This window comes from Streptomyces sp. NPDC037421, from assembly GCF_055602105.1.
In genome coordinates, this window is the sequence record NZ_JBVJWV010000015.1 from 38300 (window position 1) to 57518 (window position 19219).

Below are 19219 nucleotides of genomic sequence, written 5' to 3' on the forward strand. Positions count from 1 at the left end.
CCGGACAGGGCCTAGCGGCGGCGGCCCCGGCGCGGGGGCGTGGGCTGCTTCGGCTCCGGGGGGTCGATGCGGTGCAGGTCGAGGGTGGCGGGGAGCGGGGTGCTGCCGGGGCCGCCGGATTCGGCCCAGGCGATGATCTCGTCCGTCGCCGTGTCGTCCAGGGCCCAGCCGAACCAGACGGCCCGGGCGCCGCGGCGGCGGGCCTCGGTGGTGGGCTGGACCACGATCACGTTGGCCTGCGCGCACGGCCCGAGGCAGTCGCTCGTACGGACCGCGAGGCGCCCCCCGGACGCGGCGGCGGCCTCCCGCAGCCGGGCGAGCTGTCCGGCGTGGTCGGAGCCGGGGTTCTTGCGGGGGTCCCCGCAGCAGCAGCCGCGGCAGACGACGAGGGTGCAGGGGCGCGGGGCGGTGGCGGCGAGCGGGCGTATCCAGGTCACCGCCGCACGTTACCGGCCCTGCGCGGCGGGGGGTTGGACCCGGGGCGAGACCTCCACCACACGTCGAGCGCCGAGTTGGCCTTGGAGGACCGCCTCGGGGTCCCGGGCGCGGCGGCGGGCCAGGACCGCGCAGACCATCAGCTGCATCTGGTGGAACAGCATCAGCGGCAGCACCGCCAGGGAGGCCTGGGCCCCGAACAGGACGCTGGCCATGGGGAGTCCGGCGGCGAGGCTCTTCTTCGACCCGGCGAACTGGATGGCGACGCGGTCCGCGCGGCCGAAGCCGAGGCGCGCGGCCCCGTACCAGGTGGCGAGGAGCATGACGGCGAGGAGTACGGCCTCCACCGCCATCAGGGCGCCCAGGCGCGGGAGGCTGACCCGGTGCCAGACCCCGGCGGCCATGCCCGCGCTGAAGGCCGCGTAGACGACGAGCAGGATCGAGCCCCGGTCGACGTAGCCGAGCACCTTCTTGTTGCGGGTCAGGAAGCCGCCGACCCAGCGGCGCAGGCCCTGGCCGAGGAGGAAGGGCAGCAGCAGCTGGAGGACGATCTTCAGGAGGGAGTCGGGGGAGAAGCCCCCGGCGTCGCTGCCGAGGAGGGCGGCGGCGAGCAGCGGGGTGAGGAGGATGCCGGCGAGGGAGGAGAAGGAGCCGGCGCAGATCGCGGCGGGGACGTTGCCCCGGGCGATCGAGGTGAAGGCGATGGAGGACTGGATGGTCGAGGGGACCAGGCAGAGGAAGAGGAGGCCGCTGTAGAGGGGCTGGGTGAGCAGGCCGGGGACGAGGAGGCGGGCGGCCAGGCCCAGCAGCGGGAAGAGTACGAAGGTGCAGGCCAGGACGGTGAGGTGGAGCCGCCAGTGGCGCAGGCCGTCGAGGGCCTCACGGGTGGAGAGCCGGGCCCCGTAGAGGAAGAAGAGCAGGGCCACGGCAGCGGTGGAGGCCCCGTCGGCGACGGTGGCGGCGGTACCCCGGGCGGGGAGCAGTGCGGCGAGGCCCACGGTGGCGAGCAGGGCCAGTACGTACGGGTCCAGGGGCAGCCGGGCGGGAAGGCGGGGGCGTCGCATGGGGGTGCTCACTTGCTGTCGTACGGGGGAAGGCGAGGGGTACGACCATCGTCGCGGGTGGGCGGTCATCGGGAAACACGCACACAGCACTGACTGCCATCACGGAACGCGATGACGCCCTAGGCTGGGAGCCGTGTACGACCCGGTCCAGCTGCGCACCTTCCTCACCGTGGCCCAGACGCTCAGCTTCACGCAGGCGGCGGCCCGGCTCGGGGTGCGGCAGTCCACGGTCAGCCAGCACGTGCGGCGGCTGGAGGAGGCCACGGGGCGTCCGCTCTTCGTGCGGGACACGCACAGCGTCGGGCTGACGGAGGACGGCGAGGCGCTGCTGGGCTTCGCGCGGACCATCCTGGAGGCGCACGAGCGGGCGGCGGCCTTCTTCACGGGGACCCGGCTGCGGGGGCGGCTGCGGTTCGGGGCGTCGGAGGACTTCGTGCTGACGCGGCTGCCGGAGATCCTGGAGGGGTTCCGGCACGAGCACCCCGAGGTGGACCTGGAGCTGTCCGTGGAGCTGTCGGGAACGTTGCACGAGCGGTTGGACGCGGGGCGCCTGGACCTGGTGCTGGCCAAGCGGCGCGGGCCGGGGGACGAGCGGGGCCGGCTGGTGTGGCGGGACCGGATGGTGTGGATCGGGGCGGAGGGGCTGCGGGTGGACCCGGAGCGTCCGGTGCCGCTGATCGTGTTCCCGCCGCCGGGGATCACCCGGGCGCGGGCGCTGGAGGTGCTGGAGCGGGACGGCCGGGCGTGGCGGATCGCCTGTACGAGCGGGAGCCTGAGCGGTCTGATCGCGGCGGCCCGCGCGGGGCTCGGGGTGATGGCGCACACCCGGGGGCTGATCCCGCCGGGTCTGGTGCGGGTGGGCGGGCTGCCGGAGCTGGGGCCGGTGGAGTTCGCCCTGCTCCAGGGCCGCCGCCCGACGCCGGCGGCGGAGGCCCTGGCGGCCGCCGTCCTGGCGGGCGGCGACCGCCTGAGCCGCCCGGCCTAGGGGGCCCCGGGGCGGGCCGAGGCGGGAGGCGGATCGAGCGGGCCCGGCGCGTCCGGCGCAGGCCCGGGTCCCCGCACGATCGCCTCGACCAGGGCGGTGAGGCATGAGCGCCCTACTGCGCCCCGACGCTTCCCGCGCTGTCCTGATCATCCTCTGGTGCGGGTATCAGCCCAAGGCGGTCGCCGGACGCCGGGACGACAGGAGCGCGTAGCGATCTGGCGCGCCTGGAAGCGCCGCAGGCCGCTCCGATCAACCTGTCGTGCGCATGGCCGCACCCCCGGCCCGGAATCCGGCATCACGGGCCCGGATGCCCGGCCGGCCGACGCCCGGCCCCGTCGCCATCGCTGACACGGCCGCCCCTGCTCCTCTGGACCGTGCCGTTCCTTTGGGGGCTTCCCGGCAGTCCTTATGTCTTTCCGGGGCGGGTCGGTCGGTCAAGGGTCGCCGAAGGCGATCACGAAGTGACGCGACCGAAGGGAGCGCCCTTGAGGGACCGGCCCGGACCGGAAGGACGATGGGACTGACGGGAAACCCCCAAACCCTCCCTGACACCGCCCGAGGGGCTCCCCACCCCCACCCCACCGGCCCGCACCCAGGGAGGCGGGTGGGCAACCACCGGCCCGCCCCCCACCCCTCGAGGGGGAGATAGCGGACCCGCGCCGCACCATGCGCCCGAGGTCCGCACACACGCACACACGCACACACGCACATACACCTGCGCCGCAGGTCGCGGGGGATGCGGGGGCGGGGGGATCTTGTGGAGGTTTCCTCGGGGGTGCCGGGCACGGGTGCGGGTGGGGTAGCGTCGCGGCGCCCTGCACGCAGAGGAGCGGAACTTGCGCGAGTTCACCGTCCCACCCCTGGTCACCGGCGCGCCGGCCGGAGGCCTGGCCGACACCGTCTTCCTTCGCGCCGGGCAGGACCCGGAGCACGTGGTGCTCGGGCGCAAGACGGACGGGGTCTGGCGGGACGTGACCGCCCGTCAGCTGGCCGGGGAGGTGCTCGCGCTCGCCAAGGGGCTGCTGGCGCAGGGGGTCCGCTTCGGGGACCGGGTCGCGGTGATGTCCCGTACCCGTTACGAGTGGACGCTGTTCGACTTCGCGCTGTGGGCGATCGGGGCGCAGCCCGTCCCGGTGTACCCGACGTCGTCGGCGGAGCAGGTGCACTGGATCCTGTACGACTCCGCCTGCACGGGCTGTCTGGTGGAGAACGAGGACCAGGCGATGACGGTCGGCTCGGTGATCGAGCGGCTGCCGGGGCTGCGGCTGCTGTGGCAGCTCGACGCGGGGGCGGTGGAGGAACTGGTGGCGGCCGGGCGGGGGGTGGCCGAGGACGTGGTGCACCGCCACCGCGGGGCCGTGACCCCGGACGCCGTCGCGACCGTCATCTACACCTCGGGGACCACGGGCCGGCCCAAGGGCTGTGTGCTCACCCACGCCAACTTCATGTACGAGACGGACACGCTGGTGGCGCGGTGGGAGGCGGTCTTCCGGGCGGGGCCGGGCGGGGAGCAGCCGTCGACGCTGCTGTTCCTGCCGCTGGCGCACGTGTTCGGGCGGATGGTGGAGGTGGCTGCCGTGCGGGCCGGGGTGAAGCTGGGGCACCAGCCGGCGGTGGCCGCGGCCGAACTCCTGCCGGACTTGGCCGCGTTCAGGCCGACGTTCGTGCTGGGCGTGCCGTACGTGTTCGAGAAGATCTTCGCGGCGGCGCGGCGGACGGCGGAGGCGGACGGGCGCCGGGGTCCCTTCGACCGGGCGGTGGAGGCGGCCGTCCGGTACGCGGAGGCGCGTGAGCAGAAGGCGTTCGGGAGCGGACCCGGGCCTTCGGCGGCGTTGCGGATGGAGCACCAGGTCTTCGAGAAGCTGGTGTACGGGAAGGTCCGCGAGGCCCTGGGGGGCAGGTTGCGGTACGCGATGTCGGGCGGGTCGGCGATGTCGCGGCGGCTGGGGCTGTTCTTCGACGGGGCCGGGATCACGGTGTTCGAGGGGTACGGGCTGACGGAGTCCTGCGCGGCGGCGACCGCGAATCCGCCGGGGGCGGTCAAGTACGGGACGGTGGGCCCGCCGATCCCGGGTGGCACGGTGCACATCGCCGACGACGGGGAGGTGTGGCTGCACGGCGGCCACGTCTTCGCCGGGTACCTGGGTGATCCCCGGTCCACGCAGGAGGTGCTGCGGGGCGGCTGGCTGGCGACCGGGGACCTGGGGCGGCTGGACGAGGACGGCTATCTGACCATCACGGGGCGCAAGAAGGAGATCCTGGTGACCTCCAACGGCAAGAGCGTGGCCCCGGCGGCCCTGGAGGAGCGGGTGCGTTCGCATCCGCTGGTGTCCCAGTGCGTCCTGGTGGGCAACGACCGGCCGTTCGTCGCGGCGCTGGTGACCCTGGACATGGAGGGGGTCGCGCACTGGCTGTCCATGCGCAAGCTGCCGCAGCGGACGGCCGAGCAGGTGGCGGGCGACCCGGACCTGACGGCGGAGGTGCGCAGGGCGGTGGTGGCCGCGAACACCCTGGTGTCGCAGGCCGAGGCGATCCGCGCCTTCCGGGTGCTGGCCGAGCAGTTCACGGAGGAGCGCGGGCTGCTGACGCCTTCGCTGAAGCTGAAGCGGCGGGCGATCGAGAAGGCGTACGAGCGGGAGGTCGCGGGCCTGTACCCGTCGTAGGGGTGTCTGGCCCCGGCCGGGCCCGTGACCCCCGTATGCCGCACCTGTCTCCTGGCGTTCGGGTGAAAGTGGGCAGCGCCCACGGCGGGCAGCGCCTGCGAGGAGCCGCCTGTGCGAGCGTTCCGACCGTCACCGAACCCTCAGGACGGGAGAGACAGGCAGATGGGTGCATCCACGTGGAAGCGGCGTCTGATGGCGGCCGGAACGGTGCTGGCGGTGAGCGGCGTCCTGCCCCTGACGGCCGGGGCCACCCCCGCGTTCGCCGACGCGTTCCTGCAGATCGAGAAGTCCCACACGGACACCTTCGTCCGTGGCGGTACGGCCATCTACACCCTCACGGTTACCAACGGGTCCCAGGACACGAGCACGGGCCTGGTGACGGTCACCGACGTCATGCCGGAGGGCCTCACATTCAACGGCGGCAGCGTCCCCTTGGGATGGGACTGCAACCAGTCCTCCCTGGAACAGCTGGTGTGCACCACGTCCATGGCCCTGTCCATGGACACCCCCCAGCTCTTCGACGTCTCGGTCAACATCGCCGCGGACGCCCCCTGCAACCTGACCAACTCGGCCTCCATCTCCGGCGGCGGCAGCCCTGCGGATTCCGACAGCGACCCCACGGTCGTCACCGGGGGCACCTGCAACGGGGGGAACGGGGGCGACGGCGGCGACGGCGGGGGCGGCGGGGGCTCCCTCCTGGGCATCAACCTCAACGGCGTCCTCCCGATCTACAACAACATCAGCACCCAGAACAACATCCTCAGCCCCGGCGCCTCCAACAGCTCGCGCCAGAACCTCGGTCTGAACGCGCCCTGAGGCCCCCGCGCGACGGGCGGAGCGCGATCTGACGGGCCGTCATTCCATCCCGCCGAATATATTGACGGTACGTCAGGTCGCGCACAGAATGCGGGGATTCCTACGGAGGGGGATCCACCCATGTCGCGACCCATCCGCGCCCTGGCCGCCGTGGCGGCCGTGCTCGCGCTCGTCTCCGCCTGCAATTCCGCCTCCACTTCCGACCGGACGGTGCCGGGGAATTCCGGGGACGCGCCGGGGAACCGGCGCGGGGTCACCGACAAGACCATCAAGGTCGGCGGCATCGTGTCGATGACCAGCGCCAGCGGCTACAGCAAGAAGGACACCGACCTCGGGGCCAGGGCCCGCTACCTCAGGGCCAATGCCGAGGGCGGCGTCCACGGGCGCACGATCGACTACATCGGCGCGGAGGACGACGGCCAGGATCCGGGGAAGAACCTGGCGGCGGCCCGCAAACTCGTCCAGCAGGACAAGGTCTTCGCCGTCGCCCCGATGAGCTCGGTCACCTTCTCCGGCGCCGACTTCCTGGAGCAGGAGAAGGTACCCACCTTCGGCTGGGGCACCCTGCCCTCCTTCTGCGGCCCCCAGTACATCTACGGGTTCAACGGCTGTCTGGTCCCCTCCCCCGGCGGCACCCTCAACCAGACCTGGCCCGAGGGCATCGCCAAGCTCCTCGGCGGGGCCGAGGGGAAGTCGGTCGCCGTCATCGCGAACGACAGCGACGCCGGCAAGTTCGGCATCCGCACCTTCCAGCAGGGCTTCGCCGCGGCCGGGTTCACCGTCTCCTACGCCAAGGCGTCGGTGCCCGCGACGGCCGTGCCCAGCGACTGGAGCGCGTACGTCAAGGAGATCATGGAGAGCGGCGGCGGCAAGGCCCCCGACGCCGTCGTCTCGGTCATGCAGACCCCGAACAACATCGGCCTCTTCACGGCCCTCAAGCGCGCCGGCTACAAGGGGCTGCTCTCCGACCCGACCGACTACGACCCCGGGCTGCTCGCCAAGGACGCCACCCGGCAGGCCCTGGAAGGGGTGCACGTCCTGCTCCAGTTCGAGCCCTTCGAGTCGGACAGCCCGAGGATGGCCCGGTTCAAGGCCGACATCAAGGCCGCCTCGGGCGGGCAGGAAATCCCGCTGAACATGCACATGCTCACCGGGTACATGTCGGCCGACCTGTTCCTCGCCATCGCCCAGAAGGCCGGCAAGGACCTCACCACCACGCACTTCCAGAACGCCGCCCAGAGCTTCTCCGACACCGGAACCCTCGTCGGCGACCGCGCCGAGCCCAAGGGCCAGAAGGACAGCTTCGGCTGCGGGGCGCTCGTACAGCTCAAGGGCGGCCGGTACGAGGTCTCCGTGCCGTTCGAGTGCCACGAGCCGATCCCCTTCAAGTAGGGGCGACGGCATGGGCGACCTGCTCGTCTTCGTACTGAGCGGCCTGGTCTCCGGCGCCCTGTACGCACTGCTCGCCACGGGGCTGGTGCTGTCGTACTCGGCGTCCGGGCTGTTCAACTTCGCGCACGGGGCCACCGCCTACCTGTGCGCGCTCACCTTCTACGAGCTGCACTCGGGCCTGGGCTGGCCGGCCGTCCCGGCAGCCCTGCTGGTGGTGTGCGTACTCGCGCCCGGCCTCGGGTGGGGGCTGGACCGGCTGATGTTCCGCCGGCTCGCGCGGGTCGGGGAGACCGCCCAGATCGTGGCGACCATCGGCCTGCTGGTGGCGCTGCCGGCGGCCGGGCTGTGGGCGGTGGAGGTCCTGACGGAGGCGGGCCTGCCGCTGAAGCCCGCCGAGAACCAGTTCGGGCTGCCCGGGGTGGGGCCGAGCCCCGCGCGCTCCTGGCAGCTCGCCGACGGCGTCGGCGTGGACTCCGACCAGCTGATCACCTGGGTGGTGACGGCGGTGGTGGCGGCCGCCCTGTGGGTGCTGCTGCGGCACACCCGGCTGGGGCTGCGGCTGCGGGCCGCCGTCGACAACCGCTCGCTGACCGAGCTGCGCGGGATCAGCGCCGACCGGCTGTCGTCGGTGGCCTGGATGATCGCCTCCGCCCTGGCCGGGCTGGCCGGGGTGCTGGCCACCCCGCTGCTGGGGCTGTCCGCGCACGACTTCACCCTGTTCCTGTTCGTGTCGGCGACGGCGGCCGTGATCGGGCGGTTCGCCTCCGTCCCGCTGGCCTTCGCGGGCGGGCTGGGGCTCGGGGTGGTGCAGAACCTCGTCGCCGGGTACGCCTCCTTCGCCGAGGGGATCACCGGCTTCCGCACGGCGGTGCCGTTCCTGATCCTGTTCGGCGGGCTGCTGGTGCTCACCCGGCGGGCCCGCACCGCCGGGGTGACGGCCGTGGAGCCGCCGCCGCCCGACCATCTGGCCGGGGCCGCGTGGGGCCGCCGGTGGGGGGTGTGGGCAGCGGGCGCCCTCCTGCTCGCCGCGGCCTTCTACACCGTCACCACCCCCTTCTGGAGCGGACTGCTCGCGCAGGGGCTGGCCATCGGCCTGGTCTTCATGTCCTTCACGGTGGTGACCGGGCTCGGCGCGATGGTCTCCCTGGCGCAGGCCACCTTCGTCACCGGTGCCGCGCTGGTGGCGGGGCTGCTGATGAGCCGGGGCTGGCCCTTCGCGGCGGCCCTGGCGGCGGGGACCTGCGTGGCCGCCGCGCTGGGGGCGCTGGTGGCGCTGCCCGCGCTGCGCCTGGGCGGGCGCTCGCTGGCGCTGGCCACCCTGGCGCTGGCGTTCCTGGCCGACCAGGTGCTGTTCCAGATGCGGTGGCTGCGCGGCGGGGACGCGGGCTGGGCGGTGCCGAGGCCGGTGATCGGTCCGCTGGACCTGTCCGACGACCGGGCGCTCGGGGTGGCCCTGGTGGTGCTGGTCTCGCTGGTGGCGGCCGCCCTGGGCGCGCTGCGCAACTCCCCGTCGGGGCGGGCGATGCTGGCGGTGCGCTCCGCCCCGGCGGCGGCCATGGCCTCGGGGGTGTCCGTCCTGCGGACGAAGCTGCTGCTGTTCACCCTGTCGGCGGGGCTGGCCGGCTTCGGGGGCGTGCTGTACGCCTCGTACAACACCCGGATCACGGCCACGGACTTCACCGCCATGACGGGGCTGGTGTGGCTGGCGGTGGTGGTCGCGGCCGGGGTGCGGCGGGTGCCGTACGCGGTGGTGGCGGGGCTGGTGTTCGCGGTGGCCCCGCGGCTGCTGTCGGACTACGTGACGGAGTCGGCCCACCTCCCGGTGATCCTCTTCGGCCTGGCCGGCCTGGCCCTGGCCAACGACCCCGACGGCTACTGCGCGGCCGGTCCGCTGCGCCGGTCCCGTGCCCGTGCCCTGGCCGGGCGGAACGGGGAACGGCCCGGACCCGCCGGGCCCGGACCCGCCGGGGCCGGACCCGCCGGGGCCGGACCCGCTCAGGCCACGAGCGGTGGAGCCGGAGCCGCCGGGGCACCGGGCTCCCGGGCCGGCACCGGCGGAGCCGGGCCCACGGCCTCCGGCGCGGGGCGTTTGCCCGGTCCGCGCCCTTCCCCGGCGCCCGGTCCCCGGGGGCGGGGGCCGGGGGCGGAGGCCGCCGGGGGCGTGGCCGCCGGGGCCGGACCCGCTCAGGCCACGAGCGGTGGAGCCGGAGCCGCCGGGCCGGTCGCGCTGGAGCTGCGCGGGGTCGTCGCCGGGTACGACGGCGGGACCGTGCTGCACGGAGTGGACCTCACCGTCCGGCGCGGGGAGATCCTTGCCGTGCTCGGGCCCAACGGCGCCGGGAAGAGCACCGCCTGCCGGGTCGCGGCCGGGCTGCTGCCGGCCACGTGCGGGACGGTCGCCGTGGCCGGGCGGGACGCCACCCGCGACGGGCCGGTGCGGCGCTCGCGCGCCGGGGTGCTGCTCGCCCCCGAGGGCCGCGGGATCTTCCCCACGCTCACCATCGAGGAGAACCTGGCGCTGTACCTGGAGGACCCGGCCGAACGGGACGCCGTGTACGGCCGGTTCCCCCGGCTGCGCGAGCGGCGCGCCGTCGCCGCCGGGGCCCTCTCGGGCGGGGAGCAGCAGATGCTCGCGCTCGCCCCGCTGCTCCAGCGCCCGCCGGCGGTGCTGATCGCCGACGAGCCGTCCCTCGGGCTCGCGCCGCGCGTCGTGGAGGAGGTGTACGCGCTGCTGACCGAGCTCCGCGACGCCGGCACCGCTCTGCTGCTGGTGGAGGAGAAGGCCGCCGAGATCCTCGGGATCGCCGACACGGTGGCCTACCTCGCACAGGGCCGGGTCTCCTGGTGCGGCCCCCGGGCCGAGGTGGAGGAGGACCGGCTGACCGAGGCCTACCTGGGGATGGCGCCATGAGCGACGGCACGGACGGCGGTACGGACGGGCACGTGCTCCGCGCGAGCGGGATCGGCGTGAGCTTCGGCGGGGTCCGGGCGCTGGCCGGGGTGGACATCGGGATCCGGGCCGGGGAGGTGTGCGGGCTGATCGGGCCGAACGGGGCCGGGAAGACCACCCTGTTCGACGTGCTCTCGGGGATCCGGCGCCCGGACCAGGGGCGGATCCTGCTCGACGGCGCGGACGTCACCCGCCGCTCCCCCGTGTGGCGGGCCCGGAACGGGATGCGCCGCACCTTCCAGCGGCAGCAGCTGTTCGGGCAGCTGAGCGTGGCCGACAACGTGCTCGTCGCCCAGGAGTGGCGGGGCGGCGGGGGCGGCCCGGCCGCCGACCTGCTGGCCCTGCCCGCCCGGCGGGCCCGGGAGCGGGCCCGCCGGGAGCGGGGCGGGCGGGTGCTGGCGGACTGCGGGATCGGCGCGCTCGGGTCCTCGTACGCGGGCGGGCTGCCGGTGGGGCAGGCCCGGATGGTGGAACTGGCCCGTGCGGTGGCCGACCCGCCGAGGGTGCTGCTGCTCGACGAGCCCGCGTCGGGGATGTCGGCGCCGGAACGGGAGCGGCTCGCCGGGGTGGTACGGCGTCTGGCGGCGCAGGAGGGCTGCGCGGTGCTGCTGGTGGAGCACAACGTGGCGTTCGTGATGGACCTCTGCACCCGGGTCGTCGTCCTGGACCTGGGCTCCGTCCTCGCCGAGGGCACCCCGGCCGAGGTCCGCGCGGACCCGCGGGTGAGGGAGGCGTACCTGGGGACGGCGTAGGGGCCGGTGGGCGGTGGCCGGTGCGCGGTGGGCGCGTACACCGCCCACCGGCTCACCGCGATCCGGATGCGGCCACCGGGGTGAACGCTCGCCCCGATGCCGGGGACGAACGGGTGAGCCGGCCGCTGCCTTCCTTGATCCCCCGGCCCCTGTGCGTTGCGGTGTGGTGCAGGAGATTCCCGCGTACCGCCCGACAGGAGCAGCTCCCCATGTCCGTGCACACGTTGAGGCGCCGCCTCTCCGCCCTCGGGACCGTCATCGGGCTCGGCGTCGTCCTGCCGTTCACCACCGGTGCCGCCCCGGCGTTCGCCGCGGCGGACATCAGCCTCACGAAGACCCATGAGGGGGACTTCACCCGCGGCGGGCAAGGCGTCTACCACATCAAGGTCACCAACACCGGCAACACGGCGACCATCGGCAACCTGCGCCTCACGGACACCTATCCACAGGGGCTCACCCAGGAGAGTCTCACCATCAGCGGCAGCGATTTCGGGGCCGTTTGCGGTAACCAGGAGACCGGGCTCGTCTGCGAGCTCACACTCGACGCCGGCGGCACGGCGAACTTCGACGTCACCGTGAACGTCGCATCCGACACCGCCTGCACCGTGACCAACTCCGTCACCGTCAGCGGTCCCGAGGACGGGGTCCTGGTCACGGCGCACGACCCCACCACGATCACCGGCGGAAGCTGCCCCGACGAGGACGGCGGCTCGGTCCTCCCCGTCAACCTCAGCGGCGTCGTCACGCTCTTCAACAACATCAACACCAACAACAACATCCTGAGCCCCGGCGGCAAGAACACCACCCACCAGAACCTCGGGATCAACGCGCCCTGAGCGGAGCGGACGGGTGGCGGGAATAGGGTGGGCGCGAGGCCGGTTGCCGCCCCCCGTACACCGCGGCGCGGTGCGGCCGGAACCGCACCGCCCGCACCGCACCACCGAACCCGAGGGAACGACCAGACGTGAACCAGGTGCCCGCCGTCCGGCTCAACAACGGCACGTCCATGCCCCAGCTCGGCTACGGCGTCTGGCAGGTGCCGGACGCCGACGCGAAGAAGGCAGTCGCGGCCGCGCTGGAGGCCGGCTACCGCAGCGTCGACACGGCGGCGGCCTACGGCAACGAGCGCGGCACCGGCAAGGCGCTGGCCGCCTCCGGGATCCCCCGTGAGGAGCTCTTCGTCACGACCAAGCTGTGGAACAGCTCCAAGCACCGGTGGGGCCGGGACGAGACGCTGCGGGCCTTCGACGACTCGCTCGGCAAGCTGCGCCTCGACCACGTCGACCTGTACCTGATCCACTGGCCGCGTCCGATGCGCGACGACTTCGTGACGATCTGGAAGACCTTCGAGGAGATCGCGGCGAGCGGCCGGGCCAGGGCGGTCGGCGTGTCGAACTTCCGGCCGGAGGACCTGGAGCGGCTTCGCGCGGAGAGCCCGCTGGTGCCGGCGGTGAACCAGATCGAGCTGCACCCGCTGTTCCCGCAGGCCGGGCTGCGCGCCCTGCACGCCTCCCTGGGGATCGCCACCGAGGCCTGGTCCCCGCTGGGCCAGGGCAAGGAGCTCCTCGGGCTCCCGGCGGTGGTCTCGGTCGCCGCCAAGCACGGCCGCAGCGCCGCGCAGGTGGTGCTGCGCTGGCACCTCCAGCTGGGCAACGTCGTGATCCCGAAGTCGGTGACCCCGTCGCGGATCCGCGAGAACCTGGACGTCTTCGGCTTCGAGCTGGACGCCGAGGACCTGGCGGCGCTGGACGCGCTGGGCGCGGGCGGGCACCGGATCGGGCCGGATCCGGCCGTCTTCGACAACTGAGGCGCGGATGGGCATCGACGACGGGATCTACCGGATCCGCAACGTGGACAGCGGGCTCGTGCTCCAGCTGGAGGGCGCATCCCGGGTACGGGTCGGCCCCGACGGGCCGCCCGCTCCGGCGGCCGCCCGGCGGTGGCGGATCGCCGCCGTGCACAGCGGCGGCGGGGTCTTCCACCTGGTGAGCGAGGACAACGGGCGGCGCCTGGACGTGGCGAACGCCTCGACCGAGAGCGGCGCCCGGGTGCAGGTGTGGCGGGCCAACGCCTTCGGCGCCCAGGAGTGGCTGGTGGAGGAGCACCTCGACGATCCGGGGGTGGTGTCGCTGGTGGCGTGCATCAGCGGGCTGCCGCTGGAGGCCGACGGCGAGGGCCGGGCGCGGCAGGGCGAGGACACCGACTCACCCTCCCAGTGGTGGCGGCTGGAGCCCGTCTGACGTGACGGAGGGGGCGCCGGCGGTGTCAGCTCGCGCCGTGGGCGGGGGCCAGGGCCTCGACGCGTTCGGCGAGGCCGAAGTCCTTCTCGGTGACGACGCCGCCCGCGTCGTGGCTGTTCACCGAGAGGCGGACGGTGTTGTAGCCGAGGGTGAGTTCCGAGTGGTGGTTCAGCTCGTCCTGGACCACGGAGATGTGGGCGACCAGGGCGCTCGCGGCCCGGTGCGTGGCCACGCGGTACGTGCGCTCGATCCGGTCGTCCTCGAAGGCCCAGCCGGGGAGTTCCCGGAGCCGGTCCTCGATCTCCTTCTGCGAAAGCGGGTCGCTCGGCATCCGCTGTCTCCTTCCCCGTCCTCTTGCACGTCTTCCCGTGATGTGCAGTCAGTTTTCCACGGCGTGCGCCGTGGTGAACCTTTCCCGCCATAGTGCGCCCGGGTGCTTCACGGCGCTTCCGGGCCCCGTCCCCCCGCCCTATGCTCCAGCGCCGGACCGAGCATTACCACCGGTAACGAGGAGGCGGGGCATGTCCGGCACGGGTGGTACGGGAAGTTCGAGGCGCGTGTTCATCGCGGGTGCGGGCGCGGCGGCCGCCGCCGCGGGCACCCTCCCGGCCCTGGGCGCCCTCGCGGCCCCGGCCGCGGCCGCCGCCGGCCCGCCGAAGGGCGGCGGCCGTACCGTCGCCGTCCTCGGCGGCGGGGTGGCCGGGCTGACGGCCGCGCACGAGCTCGCGGAACGCGGCTACGCCGTCACCGTGTACGAGCGCCGGGCACTGGGCGGCAAGGCCCGCAGCATGGACGTGCCCGGCAGCGCGCGGGGCGGCCGCAGACCGCTGCCGGCCGAGCACGGGTTCCGCTTCATCCCGGGGATCTACCACAACCTCCCGGACACCATGCGGCGCATCCCCTTCCCCGGCAACGCGAACGGCGTGTGGGACAACCTGGTGGCCCCGCCCGAGATGATGTTCGCCCGGGCGGACGGCCGCGAGGACCTGCGCGCGCCCATCCCCTGGCCAGGCCACTCCCCCGCCGGGCTGACACCGGAGGAGCTGCGGCGCGCCCTGACCGGGATGCTGGAGTCCCTCGTCCGGCTGCCCGCGCACGAGACCGCGTACTTCGTCAACCGGGTGCTGGTCTTCCTCACCAGCTGCGACGAGCGCCGCGACGAGGTGTGGGAGCGCACCCCCTGGTGGGAGTTCACCCGGGCCGCGCGGATGTCGGGCGAGTACCAGCGCATCCTGGCCGTGGGCATCACCCGCAACATCGTGGCCACCAAGGCCGAGGAGGCCTCGACCCGTACGGTCGGCACCCTCGGGGAGGCCTTCGTCTGCAACGCGCTCGGCCGGGGCGCGGACGGCCCGCCGGACCGGATCCTGAACCTGCCGACCAACGAGGCGTGGATCGACCCGTGGGAGCGCCACCTGCGCTCCCTCGGCGTGGAGTTCAGGATCGGCTGGACCGTCCAGGAGGTGCGGTACGGGGACGGCCGCGTGAGCGGGGTCGCGGTGCTGGACCCGGACGGGGCCCGGCGGACCGTGACCGCCGACCACTACGTCAGCGCCCTGCCCGTGGAGCACGCCCGCCGCACCTGGAGCCCGGCGCTGCGGGCCGCGGACCCCATGCTGGGGCGCTGCGACCGGCTGCGGACCGACTGGATGACCGGCATCCAGTTCTATCTGACCGAGCGCGCCCCGCTGGTGCACGGGCACCTCAACTGCATCGACTCGCCCTGGTCGTTGACGGCGATCCAGCAGGCCGAGCACTGGCCGGCCCGCGACTTCCCGGCCGACTACGGCGACGGCACGGTCGTGGACTGCCTGTCGGTGGACGTCTCCGAGTGGGACAAGCCCGGGATCCTGTACGGCAAGACGGCCAAGCAGTGCACCCGCGAGGAGGTGGCGCGGGAGGTGTGGGCGCAGCTGAAGGCCTCCCTCAACGACACCGGGCGGACCCTGCTGGCCGACCGCACCCTGCACTCGTGGTTCCTGGACCCGGGCGTGGACGGGCTGGGCACCCCGGAGCCCACCAACCAGGACGAGTTGCTGATCCACCCGACCGGGACCTTCCACGACCGGCCGAGCGCGGACACCCGTGTGCCCAACTTCTTCCTCTGCGGGGACTACGTGGCCGTCGACATCGATCTCGCGACGATGGAGGGCGCGAACGCCTCGGCCCGCGCGGCCGTCAACGCCCTGCTGGACCGGGACGGTTCGGGTGCGGCGCGGTGCGCGGTCATCCCGCGCCACCGTCCTCCGGAGCTGGAGCCCGCGAAGCGGCACGACCTGTGGCGCTACCGTCTCGGCCTGCGGAACGTCTTCGACCTGGGCTGACCGGTCAGGCTCCGCTCGACTACCGTCGTGGCCATGACCACCACGACCTCCTCGGCGCCCACGGTCGGCGCCCTGCTGCGGACCTGGCGGGAGCGGCGCGGGATCAGCCAGCTGGAACTGGCGGGCCGCGCCGACTCCTCGTCCCGCCACATCAGCTTCATCGAGACCGGCCGGTCCCGGCCGAGCGAGGAGATGGTGCTGCGGCTCGCCGACCGGCTCGACGTGCCGGTGCGGGAGCGCAACGCGCTGCTGCTCGCGGCGGGTTACGCCCCGCACTACCCGCACACCGCGCTGGACGACCCGGCCATGGAGACCCTGCGCGAGGGCATGCAGCGGCTGCTGACCGGCTACGAGCCCTACCCGGCGCTGGTCGTCGACGCCGTGTACGACGTGGTGGCCGCCAACCGGGGCATCGGGATGCTGCTGGACGGGCTGCCGGAGCACCTGCTGACGCCGCCGCTGAACGCGATGCGGATCACCCTGCACCCGGAGGGCCTCGCCCCGCGGATCCGCAACCTCAGGGAGTGGCGCGGGCACCTGCTGGCCCAGATGGAGCGGCAGATCGCGCTGGCCCGCTCGGCGCCGCTGCGCGCGCTGTACGAGGAGGTGTCGGCCTACCCGGTACCGGAGCGCCCGGGCGACGGCGAACCGGACGAGCCGGTCCCGTACATCGCGCTGCCGCTGGTGATCGAGCACGACGGGCAGCTGCTGTCCTTCGTGTCGTCGATCGCGACGTTCAACACGCCGATGGACGTGACCGTCGCCGAGCTGGCCATCGAGACCTTCCTCCCGGCCGACCCGGCGACGGTGAAGTACCTGCGCTCACTGGGCCCCTGAGCCCGGGCCGGCCGCCGAGCGCAGCGCCAGCTGCTGGAGGAGCGCGAAGGAGGCCACGGTGAGGGCCTGCGCCGGGATCCACAGCGCGCCGGCCGCGGTCGGCCGGAACCAGACGGCGAGCGACACCAGGCTGAGGGCGGCCCAGGCGTAGTTGGCCTCGATGACGAACTTCACCGGGAAGACCGGCGGACGGCGGCGCGAGGCCAGCCAGCCGACTCCGGCACCGAAGGCGGTCAGGAAGAGCCCGAGTTCGAAGAGGGTGGCCTGGCCGACGCCGAGGAGCCGGCCGAGCGGGGCGGAGAAGGCCGCGTAGGCGAGGCCGTTGCCGGTGGTGACCACCGCGTCCAGGGCGAGGAAGCGGCGCAGCATGGTCTGCGGGACGGTGGTGCGGGCGATGCTGCCGAGCAGGGTCGCGGACATGGCGGTTCAGCCTCCATCGGGGTCGTACGTGCTGGTGGGGACGGGTCCCGGAGCCGAGTGCGCGGCCCCGGAACCCGATGACCCCACTGTGCCGCCGTGCCCCGGGCGGGGTCGATTACCTCCGGGGTCATGGCGGTTGCCGCTCGGTGTGCGCGGCGGCCAGTGTGGGGGATGCGGTGGTTGGGGGCGGGGCCGGCGGCTAGGCTTCACCGCACCGAGCCACCGACCCGAACGCCTTGTCGACACACGGAGAACCTTCCGGTGCGAGCCGTCGCCCGACCCGGTCCCACCACGGCCGGGGGCCGCCGCGCCGTGGTGCCGGCGGGGCTGTCCGGCGGGCCCGGGCCCAAGCCGCGGGCCGCGCGCCCGGACCATACCGCCGAGGGGGAAGCGCCATGAGGACCACACGGACCATGCGGAAGCTCGGCGCCGAGCTGACGGCGGAGGCGCGGCTCACGGCCCCGGCCGGGGCCGAGGTGATCATCGGGGGCCTGTGCGCGGCCTTCGGGCGCCGTCGCGGCGGCCGGCCGGTGGAGTTCCGCTTCGCCCCCTTCCCCCCGGAGACCGCCAGCGGGCTGTGGCTGGAGCTGGAGGAGCGCGACCTGGTCGTCGTGGAGGCCCGCACCCGGCCCGAGCACCAACTGGTGATCGCCTGCCACGAGCTGTGGCACATCGAGGAGGGCGCCTGCGACGGCCACGGCCCCGGCATGGCGGTGGCCGCCCGCCTGACGGGCCCGCACGGCAGCCTCGCGGACCTGCTGCGCCCGGACTCCGCGCTGGACTCGGTGGTCCGTCAGGCGGCGGCCCGCGCCGACCGGGAGGATCCGGCCGAGATCCGGGCCGAGACCTTCGGCCTGCACCTCGGCAAGATCCTGAAGGCGCTCCTGCCCCCGCCCCGGCGGGAGCCCTTCCCGGACGGGACCGAGCGCATCAAGTCCTCGCTCGGCTGGAACCTCTGACCGCACCGCACCGCACCCGCCCTTCCCCGCCGCCGCGCGGTCCGAAAGAAAGCACCGCCCCATGCCCCCCACCTCCGCCCCGGACTTCCGTACCGACACCCCCGGCCGTGCGCGGTGAAGGACGGCCTGCCGCTCTACCTCGCGGGATCGGTGCTGGTGCTGGCCCTGCTGATCAAGGCCCCGGCCCTGCGCCGGGGCTGGGACCAGCCGCTGATGCGGGCCGTGTGCGCGCTGCTGGTGGTCGGCTGCCTGCTCACCTTCCTGGCGCCCCCGCCGTCCCTCGCGGCGGTCAACCGGCTCACCGGGGTGGCCAACTTCGCCGCCCCGCTGGTGTACGGCGTGCTGACGGCCTTCTCGGGGGCCTCCATCGTGCTGATCCTGCACTGGGCGGGGGGTCCGGCGGTCCGGCTGCGGCGGGCGACCTGGGTGACGGTGGGGGTGTTCAGCGCGGTCACCGTGCTGATCGTGGCCTTCTTCGTGATCGGGGACGCGCGCGTGGAGCGGCTGCGGGACCTGGACACGTACTACGCGAACACGCCGTGGCTGCGCGAGATGATCGTCTGCTACCTGCTGGCGCACACCGTCGGCAGCGCCGCGCTGAGCCTGCTCTGCCTGAAGTGGATGCTGCGGGTCGATCCCGCGCTGCGGCCGCTGCGGACCGGTCTGGCGCTGCTGACCCTCGGCGGGGTGCTGGACCTCGGGTACCTCGTCGCGAAGTGGGTGGCCGTCGGAGCCCGCTGGGCGGGCCGCGACTGGGACGGCCTGTCCACGTACGTGGCCCCGCCGCTCGCCTCTGCGGCGGCGCTGCTGGTGGGCACCGGGTTCATCGTCCCGATGGTCGGCGGCTCGGCGGCCTGGCGGGACTTCAGCCAGTACCGCCGGCTGCGCCCGCTGTGGAAGGCCCTGCGCGGCTTCGCCCACCTCGGCGTGGCGACGGTACCGCTGACCTGGTGGTCACCGGTGGGGATCCGGCTGATCCACCGCGAGTCGGTGATCGATGACGGGCTGCTGGCCCTCGCGAGCTGGTTCGACCCCGCCGTACGGACGGCCGCGTACGGGGCCGCCCGCCGCCAGGGCCTGACCGAGGCGGGTGCCTCCGTGGTGGCGGACGCGGCCATGCTCGCCGCCGCCTGCCGGGCACGGGCCGCCGCCGAACGGTCCGGCGCCGCGGGCGCCGGCTCCGCGGAACCCGCCCCGTACCGCCTCGACGGGCAGCCCCTGGCCGCGCTCGCCCGGGAGTTCCGCGGCTCGCCCATCGTGGACGCGGCCCGCCGGGGGCTGCCGGTCGGCCAGGAGGCCGGCTAGGCCGGCCCTTCCGGATCTTGCCCGACCCGCGCCGCCCGGCACCGCACCTCGCCGCGTTGGCGAGGCACCCGAGGACG

Annotated in this window: 17 protein-coding genes; 13 read left to right on the forward strand and 4 right to left on the reverse strand. The window is 74.1% G+C overall.

Features of this window, described 5'->3' with window-relative positions; translation table 11 throughout:
• Nucleotides 1–11 precede the first annotated feature (11 nt).
• Together ACZ7IF_RS21975 and ACZ7IF_RS21980 are read right to left on the reverse strand one after the other, a co-directional pair.
• Nucleotides 12–437 carry a (2Fe-2S) ferredoxin domain-containing protein gene (locus ACZ7IF_RS21975; RefSeq protein WP_470973694.1) on the reverse strand — a complete coding sequence of 142 codons (426 nt, stop codon included), beginning with the start codon at nucleotides 435–437 and terminating at the stop codon, nucleotides 12–14.
• 9 nt (nucleotides 438–446) lie between these two features.
• Nucleotides 447–1499 (reverse strand): bile acid:sodium symporter family protein, encoded by a 1053-nt coding sequence (locus tag ACZ7IF_RS21980; protein ID WP_470973697.1) that lies wholly within the window; start codon nucleotides 1497–1499, stop codon nucleotides 447–449.
• 133 nt (nucleotides 1500–1632) lie between these two features.
• On the opposite strand from ACZ7IF_RS21980, the gene ACZ7IF_RS21985 reads away from it, so the two are divergent.
• From ACZ7IF_RS21985 to ACZ7IF_RS22025, 9 genes are all read left to right on the forward strand, one after another.
• The gene (locus tag ACZ7IF_RS21985; RefSeq protein ID WP_401252993.1) at nucleotides 1633–2484 is read left to right on the forward strand and encodes a LysR substrate-binding domain-containing protein; all 852 of its coding nucleotides are present in this window, start codon (nucleotides 1633–1635) and stop codon (nucleotides 2482–2484) included.
• A gap of 836 nt (nucleotides 2485–3320) precedes the next feature.
• Nucleotides 3321–5147 carry an AMP-dependent synthetase/ligase gene (locus ACZ7IF_RS21990; RefSeq protein WP_470973699.1) on the forward strand — a complete coding sequence of 609 codons (1827 nt, stop codon included), beginning with the start codon at nucleotides 3321–3323 and terminating at the stop codon, nucleotides 5145–5147.
• 162 nt (nucleotides 5148–5309) lie between these two features.
• Complete coding sequence (locus ACZ7IF_RS21995; protein WP_470973702.1) at nucleotides 5310–5963, forward strand: hypothetical protein; 654 nt, start codon at nucleotides 5310–5312, stop codon at nucleotides 5961–5963.
• 120 nt (nucleotides 5964–6083) lie between these two features.
• Nucleotides 6084–7355: an ABC transporter substrate-binding protein gene (locus tag ACZ7IF_RS22000; protein ID WP_470973705.1), complete on the forward strand. Its 1272-nt coding sequence runs from the start codon at nucleotides 6084–6086 to the stop codon at nucleotides 7353–7355.
• Nucleotides 7356–7365: 10 nt separating this feature from the next.
• Nucleotides 7366–10266 (forward strand): ABC transporter permease subunit, encoded by a 2901-nt coding sequence (locus ACZ7IF_RS22005; RefSeq protein WP_470973708.1) that lies wholly within the window; start codon nucleotides 7366–7368, stop codon nucleotides 10264–10266.
• Nucleotides 10263–11057: an ABC transporter ATP-binding protein gene (locus tag ACZ7IF_RS22010; RefSeq protein WP_470973710.1), complete on the forward strand. Its 795-nt coding sequence runs from the start codon at nucleotides 10263–10265 to the stop codon at nucleotides 11055–11057. The genes ACZ7IF_RS22005 and ACZ7IF_RS22010 overlap by 4 nt, the downstream gene beginning before the upstream one ends.
• A gap of 209 nt (nucleotides 11058–11266) precedes the next feature.
• Nucleotides 11267–11893: a hypothetical protein gene (locus ACZ7IF_RS22015; RefSeq protein WP_470973712.1), complete on the forward strand. Its 627-nt coding sequence runs from the start codon at nucleotides 11267–11269 to the stop codon at nucleotides 11891–11893.
• A gap of 128 nt (nucleotides 11894–12021) precedes the next feature.
• Complete coding sequence (locus ACZ7IF_RS22020; RefSeq protein WP_470973714.1) at nucleotides 12022–12864, forward strand: aldo/keto reductase; 843 nt, start codon at nucleotides 12022–12024, stop codon at nucleotides 12862–12864.
• Nucleotides 12865–12871: 7 nt separating this feature from the next.
• The gene (locus ACZ7IF_RS22025) at nucleotides 12872–13297 is read left to right on the forward strand and encodes an RICIN domain-containing protein (RefSeq protein WP_470973716.1); all 426 of its coding nucleotides are present in this window, start codon (nucleotides 12872–12874) and stop codon (nucleotides 13295–13297) included.
• Between the two features lie 25 nt (nucleotides 13298–13322).
• Here ACZ7IF_RS22025 and ACZ7IF_RS22030 read toward each other — a convergent pair whose 3' ends face one another.
• Nucleotides 13323–13628, reverse strand: a complete 306-nt coding sequence (locus ACZ7IF_RS22030; protein WP_470973719.1) for a 4a-hydroxytetrahydrobiopterin dehydratase — start codon at nucleotides 13626–13628, stop codon at nucleotides 13323–13325.
• A gap of 190 nt (nucleotides 13629–13818) precedes the next feature.
• Between ACZ7IF_RS22030 and ACZ7IF_RS22035 the strand changes: the two genes are divergently transcribed.
• On the forward strand, nucleotides 13819–15621 hold the full coding sequence (locus tag ACZ7IF_RS22035) for a hydroxysqualene dehydroxylase (RefSeq protein WP_470973721.1): 1803 nt from the start codon (nucleotides 13819–13821) through the stop codon (nucleotides 15619–15621).
• Nucleotides 15622–15654: 33 nt separating this feature from the next.
• Nucleotides 15655–16458, forward strand: a complete 804-nt coding sequence (locus tag ACZ7IF_RS22040; RefSeq protein WP_470973723.1) for a helix-turn-helix domain-containing protein — start codon at nucleotides 15655–15657, stop codon at nucleotides 16456–16458.
• On the opposite strand, the gene ACZ7IF_RS22045 is transcribed toward ACZ7IF_RS22040, so the two are convergent.
• A complete protein-coding gene (locus tag ACZ7IF_RS22045) occupies nucleotides 16444–16878 on the reverse strand; it encodes a hypothetical protein (RefSeq protein ID WP_470973726.1) in 435 nt (144 codons plus the stop codon). The genes ACZ7IF_RS22040 and ACZ7IF_RS22045 overlap by 15 nt on opposite strands.
• 395 nt (nucleotides 16879–17273) lie before the next feature.
• On the opposite strand from ACZ7IF_RS22045, the gene ACZ7IF_RS22050 reads away from it, so the two are divergent.
• Both ACZ7IF_RS22050 and ACZ7IF_RS22055 read left to right on the forward strand, forming a co-directional pair.
• Nucleotides 17274–17837, forward strand: a complete 564-nt coding sequence (locus tag ACZ7IF_RS22050; RefSeq protein WP_470973728.1) for a toxin-antitoxin system, toxin component — start codon at nucleotides 17274–17276, stop codon at nucleotides 17835–17837.
• Between the two features lie 114 nt (nucleotides 17838–17951).
• Complete coding sequence (locus ACZ7IF_RS22055; RefSeq protein WP_470973730.1) at nucleotides 17952–19142, forward strand: MAB_1171c family putative transporter; 1191 nt, start codon at nucleotides 17952–17954, stop codon at nucleotides 19140–19142.
• Nucleotides 19143–19219 lie beyond the last annotated feature (77 nt).

Coding starts and splice junctions, on each gene's coding strand:
- ACZ7IF_RS22000 (WP_470973705.1), top strand. CDS start 6,084: ATGTCGCGACCCATCCGCGCCCTGGCCGCCGTGGCGGCCGTGCTCGCG.
- ACZ7IF_RS21995 (WP_470973702.1), top strand. CDS start 5,310: ATGGGTGCATCCACGTGGAAGCGGCGTCTGATGGCGGCCGGAACGGTG.
- ACZ7IF_RS22030 (WP_470973719.1), bottom strand. CDS start 13,628: ATGCCGAGCGACCCGCTTTCGCAGAAGGAGATCGAGGACCGGCTCCGG.
- ACZ7IF_RS22025 (WP_470973716.1), top strand. CDS start 12,872: ATGGGCATCGACGACGGGATCTACCGGATCCGCAACGTGGACAGCGGG.
- ACZ7IF_RS22050 (WP_470973728.1), top strand. CDS start 17,274: ATGAGGACCACACGGACCATGCGGAAGCTCGGCGCCGAGCTGACGGCG.
- ACZ7IF_RS21980 (WP_470973697.1), bottom strand. CDS start 1,499: ATGCGACGCCCCCGCCTTCCCGCCCGGCTGCCCCTGGACCCGTACGTA.
- ACZ7IF_RS22040 (WP_470973723.1), top strand. CDS start 15,655: ATGACCACCACGACCTCCTCGGCGCCCACGGTCGGCGCCCTGCTGCGG.
- ACZ7IF_RS22035 (WP_470973721.1), top strand. CDS start 13,819: ATGTCCGGCACGGGTGGTACGGGAAGTTCGAGGCGCGTGTTCATCGCG.
- ACZ7IF_RS22045 (WP_470973726.1), bottom strand. CDS start 16,878: ATGTCCGCGACCCTGCTCGGCAGCATCGCCCGCACCACCGTCCCGCAG.
- ACZ7IF_RS22005 (WP_470973708.1), top strand. CDS start 7,366: ATGGGCGACCTGCTCGTCTTCGTACTGAGCGGCCTGGTCTCCGGCGCC.
- ACZ7IF_RS22015 (WP_470973712.1), top strand. CDS start 11,267: ATGTCCGTGCACACGTTGAGGCGCCGCCTCTCCGCCCTCGGGACCGTC.
- ACZ7IF_RS22010 (WP_470973710.1), top strand. CDS start 10,263: ATGAGCGACGGCACGGACGGCGGTACGGACGGGCACGTGCTCCGCGCG.